At 70.9% G+C, this 6,389-nt stretch carries 9 protein-coding genes; 3 read left to right on the forward strand and 6 right to left on the reverse strand.

The annotated features are described in order from the left end of the window. From AC2W7M_RS17840 to AC2W7M_RS17860, 5 genes are all read right to left on the reverse strand, one after another. Positions 1–408, reverse strand: a 408-nt coding sequence (locus AC2W7M_RS17840) for a c-type cytochrome (RefSeq protein WP_486133715.1), incomplete at its 3' end; no start/stop codon positions are given. Positions 409–616: 208 nt separating this feature from the next. Further along, a complete protein-coding gene (locus AC2W7M_RS17845) occupies positions 617–1,288 on the reverse strand; it encodes a cytochrome c oxidase assembly protein (protein ID WP_486133717.1) in 672 nt (223 codons plus the stop codon). A gap of 176 nt (positions 1,289–1,464) precedes the next feature. Next, a complete protein-coding gene (locus AC2W7M_RS17850; RefSeq protein ID WP_486133719.1) occupies positions 1,465–2,322 on the reverse strand; it encodes a glucose 1-dehydrogenase in 858 nt (285 codons plus the stop codon). 314 nt (positions 2,323–2,636) lie between these two features. After that, on the reverse strand, positions 2,637–2,840 hold the full coding sequence (locus tag AC2W7M_RS17855) for a hypothetical protein (RefSeq protein WP_486133720.1): 204 nt from the start codon (positions 2,838–2,840) through the stop codon (positions 2,637–2,639). 43 nt (positions 2,841–2,883) lie between these two features. Beyond that, the gene (locus AC2W7M_RS17860) at positions 2,884–3,375 is read right to left on the reverse strand and encodes a YciE/YciF ferroxidase family protein (protein ID WP_486133722.1); all 492 of its coding nucleotides are present in this window, start codon (positions 3,373–3,375) and stop codon (positions 2,884–2,886) included. A gap of 264 nt (positions 3,376–3,639) precedes the next feature. Here AC2W7M_RS17860 and AC2W7M_RS17865 point away from each other — a divergent pair, with 264 nt between their 5' ends. Next, on the forward strand, positions 3,640–3,954 hold the full coding sequence (locus tag AC2W7M_RS17865; RefSeq protein WP_486133724.1) for a hypothetical protein: 315 nt from the start codon (positions 3,640–3,642) through the stop codon (positions 3,952–3,954). A gap of 3 nt (positions 3,955–3,957) precedes the next feature. Here the strand turns inward: AC2W7M_RS17865 and AC2W7M_RS17870 are convergent, their stop codons facing one another. Next, a complete protein-coding gene (locus AC2W7M_RS17870) occupies positions 3,958–4,248 on the reverse strand; it encodes a hypothetical protein (protein ID WP_486133726.1) in 291 nt (96 codons plus the stop codon). 194 nt (positions 4,249–4,442) lie between these two features. On the opposite strand from AC2W7M_RS17870, the gene AC2W7M_RS17875 reads away from it, so the two are divergent. Continuing rightward, complete coding sequence (locus AC2W7M_RS17875; protein WP_486133728.1) at positions 4,443–5,543, forward strand: glycosyltransferase family 4 protein; 1,101 nt, start codon at positions 4,443–4,445, stop codon at positions 5,541–5,543. Further along, on the forward strand, positions 5,530–6,389 hold an 860-nt coding region (locus AC2W7M_RS17880), incomplete at its 3' end, for a glycogen debranching N-terminal domain-containing protein (protein ID WP_486133730.1). The genes AC2W7M_RS17875 and AC2W7M_RS17880, both read left to right, overlap by 14 nt.

A 6,389-nucleotide genomic window follows, 5' to 3' on the forward strand; every position in this document is an offset into this window, starting at 1 on the left:
GGGCGGGCGGTCGCCGTCGCCGTGGCAGGCCGCGCAGCCGGCGATCAGTTCCGCAAGCGGCTCGCGGTCGCCCTCGGGCGCGTCGCGCCCGCTCCCCGTGAGGTCGTCGTATCCCGCCGCATCGAGCGCCGGAAAGGCGCGCAGGAATGCGACGAGGCTCCACACCTCGTCGTCGCGCCCGAAGGCCGGCCAGGCGGGCATGCCGGTATATTTGATGCCGTGGCGGACGATGAAGAACACTTCGCCGTCGGTCCAGGTCAGCGCCCGGTCATGCAACGACGGCGGCGCGGGCAGCATGCCGTACGTGGCCGGATCGGGCGGGCGTCCCGGGGCGCCGTGGCAGACGGCGCAGCCCTGATGGTAGTGCCCCGCGCCCAGGCGCACGCGGTCCGGATCGTCGAGCGGCACCGGCGCAGCGCCGGCGCCCGCACCGCCACCGAGCGCCACAGCCGAAGCGCAGCAGGGCATCGGTGACCGCCCAGTGGCCGGTGCTCGCGGCCACATTGTAGACCCCGGCCGCCGCGAAGGCGAAGCCGCCGATGCCCGCCACGGCGATCAGGACCAGCGCGGTCCGCAGGCGCACCATCCAGTGTCGGGACGGGGGCGCCGCCATGGCTCAGGTGCTCCGCCGCGGGCCGGCGGGCGCTTCAGCCTCGTCGGCGGCGCCCACCGCATCCACCGTCAGCACCACGGCCGCGAGCACATAGCTCAGGGGGCAGGCGGCGAGCATCATCATGCCGGCGAGCTGCTGATCGGCGAGGCTGGAGGGGGCCACGCTGCACAAGGCGAAGACGAGCGCGGGCAGGGCGTAGAGGTCGCGCGGGGCGAACAGCATCAGCGCGCCGAGCAGGCAGGCGAGCTTTCCCGTCACCAGAAGCGCGCCCACCGCGCCCCAGCGCCGCCTCGCGCCCGCCTGCGCCACCGCGATCCAGAACATCGCCGATCCTGCGGTCAACGCGATCAGAAAGGCGGTCTGGAGCAGGAGGCCGCCGGCACCGGCCGCGACCGGCGCATGCCAGGCCCAGAGCAGCGCCATCTGCGCCGTCGCGGCGATCCACAGGAGGCGGGCGCCGGTGCGCATCGGCGCCAGCAGCAGCGCGAGGAGCGGGGCGGCGACGTTCATGAGCGCGAGGTGGAGGCCCATGCGGGCCGAGAGCTGGCCGATCTCGAACGCAACGGCGGTGACGGCCAGCGCACCCGCCACCGCGGCGGCTCCGACAAGGAGCGCCGTGGTTGCGGCGGGCGAGACGATGGGGGCCTGCCGGCCCGCTGCGCGGCTGGTGCTCATCGTTCAGGCCAACGTCGGCGGCCGCCAGATGTTCCGTGGATCGCGCCGCTCAGCTGGCTCCTTGGCCTGAGCGGATCGCCGCCCCCCCGAGGATCGCGCGAACAGGCGGTCTTTGGCCGATCAAGCGGAGCCGGCCGGATCGAGCATCGCCCGCCGCCGGGTCACCGGTCTGGCGCCTACAGGAACGGCTTGCCGCCGGTGACGGCGATGGTGGCGCCGGAGACGTAGCTCGACAGCGGATCGGCCAGCATGACGAAGGCCGTGGCAAGTTCCGCCGGCTGGCCCGGCCGGCCCATGGGCACCGACTTGCCGAAATTCTTCACCGCCTCCTCCGGCATGGTGGAGGGAATGAGCGGGGTCCAGATCGGCCCCGGCGCCACCGCGTTCACGCGGATGCCGCGCGGTGCCAGCGACTGGGCAAGGCCGGCCGTGAGGTTGTGGATCGCTCCCTTGGTGGTGGCGTAGGCGAGCAGGGTCGGGTTCGGCGCGTCCGAATTGATCGAGGCGGTGTTGATGATGGCGCCGCCGCGCCGCATATGCCGCAGCGCCGCCTTGGTGAGGCGGAACACGGCATGGACATTCACCTCGAAGGTGTGCGCCCATTCCGCATCGGAAATGTCTTCCATCTTCTCGAAGCTCGCCTGGTGCGCCGCATTGTTGACCAGGATGTCGAGGCCGCCGAGCGCCTCGGCGGCGTCATCCACGAGGCGCCGGCAGACATCGGCGTCCGAAAGATCGCCGGCGGAAAGCACCGCTTTGCGCCCCGCCTCCTCCACCAGGCGACGGGTCTCCTGCGCGTCCTCGTCCTCCTCAAGATAGGCGATGCAGACGTCGGCACCCTCGCGGGCGAAAGCGAGGCAGACCGCGCGGCCGATGCCGCTGTCACCGCCCGTCACCAGCGCCTTGAGGCCCTTGAGCCGCCCCGACCCCACGTAGGAATGCTCGCCGTGGTCGGGCCGCGGCTCCATGTCTGCGGTCAGGCCGGGCATGGGCTGCTGCTGGGCGGGAAGCGGGGGCGTGGCGGGCTCGGTCATGCGCGGCGCTCCAATGGGGGAAATAGGGTGGTCATTCGGTCAACCGCCCCCGCCCCGTCCGGTTCCGGATTCAGGCGATGCCCTTGGCCGAGGCGAAATCTCATCGCATCAGACTTCGCCCGCCGGACCGGCAGGTCCGCAGGCGCCCGATCGCGTTTGGTGCGCGCGCGGGTCTCTCGCCGAGCTATGACTCCGGCGCTCCGCCTCGGTCGCGGCCTCGGAGCGCAAGGTGGGGCGCGACGACGCTGCATGTCGGGGAGGCATGCAGCGTCGTCCGCGGGTCGGCGGTGGGGATGCATGGCTTCCCCCACCGCCTATTCCTTCGGCGGCGGGCCCTCGGCATTGGGCCGGCCCGCGGGCTGATCTGCGCCGCGCTTGCCGATGCCGACCATCGCCGCCTCCTGCGTGGGGTAGGGGCCGGAGACCGGCGTTCCCTCCGCCGACATGGCCCACCATCCGGCGATCACGCCAAGATGGTGGGCTTCGTCCTCGCCGACGAGCTTGGGCTGGAGCCACATGAGGCGCCTCCTGACTGCAGCGCGCGGGGGCGATCGCCGACCCTCAGGCCGCCTTGCGGTTCATCTCGGCGCCGGCGAGCTGGGTCAGGAGCGCGTCGGTCTCCTTCTCCTCCTGGAGCGTGGCGTCGAGCAGCGTCACGGCTTCCTTCATGCCGAGCTGGCCGGCCCAGGTCTTCAGCGCGCCGTAGCGGGCGATCTCGTAATGCTCCACCGCCTGGGCGGCCGCCACCAGGCCGGAATCCAGCGCCTCGCTGCCGCCGAACTCGTCCATGATCTCCTTGCCCTCGTCGATGATGCCGACGATGGCCGGGCAGTGCTTGCCGCGGGCCGCCTTGCCGAGCAGCTCGAACACCTGCTCCAGGCGCTCCACCTGGCCTTCGGTCTGCTCCTGGTGCTTCAGGAAGGCGGCCTTCAGCTGTTCCGACTGGGCGTTCTTCGCCATCTTGGGCAGCGCGCGCAGGATCTGCTTCTCGGCGTAATAGACGTCCTTGAGCGTGTCGGCGAACAGGTCGTGCAGGGTCTTGGTCTGTGCCATGTCTTGGGTCCTCCGCGGGATGGGCTGCGAGCATGCGGTGCTCCCGCCATGAACACGTGCTGGTGAAGAGTGTTCCCCGCGCCCGCGATCTTGAGGACTGTTTTCAGCGAAGCATCTTGAGCGCGACCACGGAGGCCACGAAGACGTCGCGCAGCGTCGACAAGTAAACGTCAGCGCGGCCGCAGGGCTGTGGTGTTCGCGGGGAACTGCCCTGCACGGGGGCTGTTGGTAGGTCGACCACGGACGTTGACGAAGGAGACTCCCATGTCCGACGCCGAGAGAACCCGCCACGCCATCGATGCCGGCGCCACCGGCGACAAGGTGCGCGGCCCCGATTTCGCCGCTGCCCCGCTCGGGACCGACGACGAGGCGAGCGGCCACCGCCCGCAGTCCCGGTCGTCGGCGCCCTACCCGGGCGACCGCATCACGGACGGGGACAGCGACCTTGCGCTCTACGAGCCGCGCAGCGAGGAGGACAACCGGGCCCCCGCGGACGCGCCGCCAAGCTGGCGCACCTGGGCCTTCGTCGGGCTGGGCCTTCTGGTGCTGGGCGTTGCCGCCACGACCCTCTCAAGCTGAGCCTCAGCGCCGGTCGCGATTCTCGCCGATGAGCGTCGCGATCTCGCTGAAGGAGGGCACCCGCGTCTCGTCGAGGCGGGTTGCGGCGAGCAGGAAGCGGATCGGGAAGCGCATGCCCTCCGCCTGGGCCGGGCTGATATTGCGCTGAGCGGCGTCCCGCGCGGCCGCCGCGTCCGCTTCCTTGAGCGCATCCTCGATCTCCTGCTGGGTGAGCAGGCCCTTGCGGCGCATCGCCTCCAGGATCCGTGACGCGGCCAGAAGCAGCCCCTCGATCTGGAGATTGGCGGTGTTCATGGCCTGTCCTCCTTGGTGGGCGGTGCCCGGTTGTTCAGTGTTGTGCAGCCAACGTCAAGAAATCACGGGGCGTTCCGAAATTATTTTGCAGTGCATGCAACCGCGTGGCCGGCCTGGCGTTCAATGCTGCGAAAGACTTCCTGTCCTTCAGCGCCCTGTCCCGACGGCACGTGTTGCCGGCGGAGGAGACCGTCATGCGCATTGCCCAGATCGCCCCCCTCATCGAAAGCGTTCCGCCGCGCCGCTATGGCGGGACCGAGCGCATCGTCTCCTACCTCACCGAGGAACTGGTGCGCGCCGGCCACGAGGTCACCCTGTTCGCCAGCGGCGATTCCCTCACCGCCGCCGAGCTAGCGCCCATGTGCGAGATGGGCCTGCGCCTCTCGCCGGCGGATGCGGACCCGGTGGTCCACCACCTGATCATGCTGGAGGAGGTGCGCCGGCGTGCCGACGCGTTCGACGTGCTGCATCTCCACGTGGACCTGCTGCAATTCTCGGTGCTGCGCGAGCACCGCCCGCGCTGCCTGACGACGCTGCACGGCCGGCTCGATCTGCCGGCGGCGCACCGGCTCTATGCGACCTACGACGACTTTCCCCTGGTCTCCATCTCCGATCACCAGCGCCTGCCCATGCCGCCCGTGAACTGGGCCGGCACGGTGCTGCACGGCCTGCCGACCGATCTCCTGCCGTTCAGCCCGAAGAGCGACGGCTACCTCGCCTTCCTCGGCCGCATCTCGCCGGAGAAGCGGCCGGACCGCGCCATCGAGATGGCGGTGAAAGCGGGCCGCCCGCTGAAGATCGCCGCCAAGGTCGACGCCGCGGACAAGCCGTATTGGGAGAGCGTGATCCGCCCCATGGTGGAGGCGAACCCGAACGTCGAGTTCATCGGGGAGATCGACGAGCGCCAGAAGGCCGACTTCCTCGGCCGCGCGGAGGCGCTGCTGTTCCCCATCGACTGGCCCGAGCCGTTCGGCCTGGTCATGATCGAGGCCATGGCGTGCGGCACGCCGGTGATCGCCTTTCCGTGCGGATCGGTGCCGGAAGTGCTCCAGGACGGGCTGACCGGCTATTTCGTCACCTCGGTGGAGGAGGGCGCGGCGCGGGTGTCCGACATCGCCCGCCTTGATCGTGCCGCGATCCGGCGCATCTTCGAGCGGCGCTTCTCGGCCGAGCGCATGGCGCGGGACTATGTCGCCATCTATGAAAGGCTCGTCGGCGCGGCGCCGGCCCGGATGCGGCGGCCCGTCCGCCGCCTGTACCAGGCCGCGCACGGGAGCCGCAATGCCCCACTCTGACGCTGCCATCCCTCTTCCGGCCCCCGAGCCGGAAGAGCCCGCTTACGTCATCGCCGCATCCGCATCGCAGATCGAAAGCGCGCCCCGCACGCTCAAGCACGACGACACGTTCGCCGTGTTCGACGCGCACGGCGACGCGGTGCCGGGGCATGCGAGCAATCACGGTTTGTTCCACCGCGACACCCGCCATCTCTCGCTGTTCTTCCTGACCATCGACGGCGCGCGGCCGCTGCTGCTCAGCTCCACGGTGCGCGACGACAATGCGACGCTCGCCTGCGACCTCACCAACCCGGACCTGCCGGGACGCGGCGGCGCGGGGGCGCTGCTGCACGATCTGATCCACATCCGGCGCGCCCGCTTCCTGTTCCGCTCGGCCTGCCGCGAGTGCCTCAGCGTGCGCAATTTCGACGTGGTGCCCCGCGCCATCGAGATCGGCTTCGATTTCGCGGCCGATTTCGCCGATCTGTTCGAGGTGCGCGGCGCGGTGAGGGCGCGGCGCGGCACGCTGGCGGCGCCGGAGGTGGAGGCCGGGGCGCGTGCTGCTCGCCTATCGCGGCCTCGACGAGAAGGTGCGCGAGACCGCCATCGGCTTCGAGCCCGCGCCCGCGGAACTGTCCGCCGACCGCGCGCTCTACCGCATCCGCCTCGCGCCCGGCGAGACCTTCGCCATCCATGTGGAGGTGTGCTGCGAACCGGGCACCGGGCGCGCCGGCCCCCACCGGGGCTTCCGCGAGGGTCTCGATCACGCGCGGCGCGAACTGCGCGCGCGATGGCGCGCCGCGCGTCCGTGACCTCGTCCAACAACCATTTCAACGAGGGCATGCGGCGCGCGTCGAGCGACCTCAA

This window comes from Xanthobacter sp. BG11Y11_SDJG (assembly GCF_057364445.1).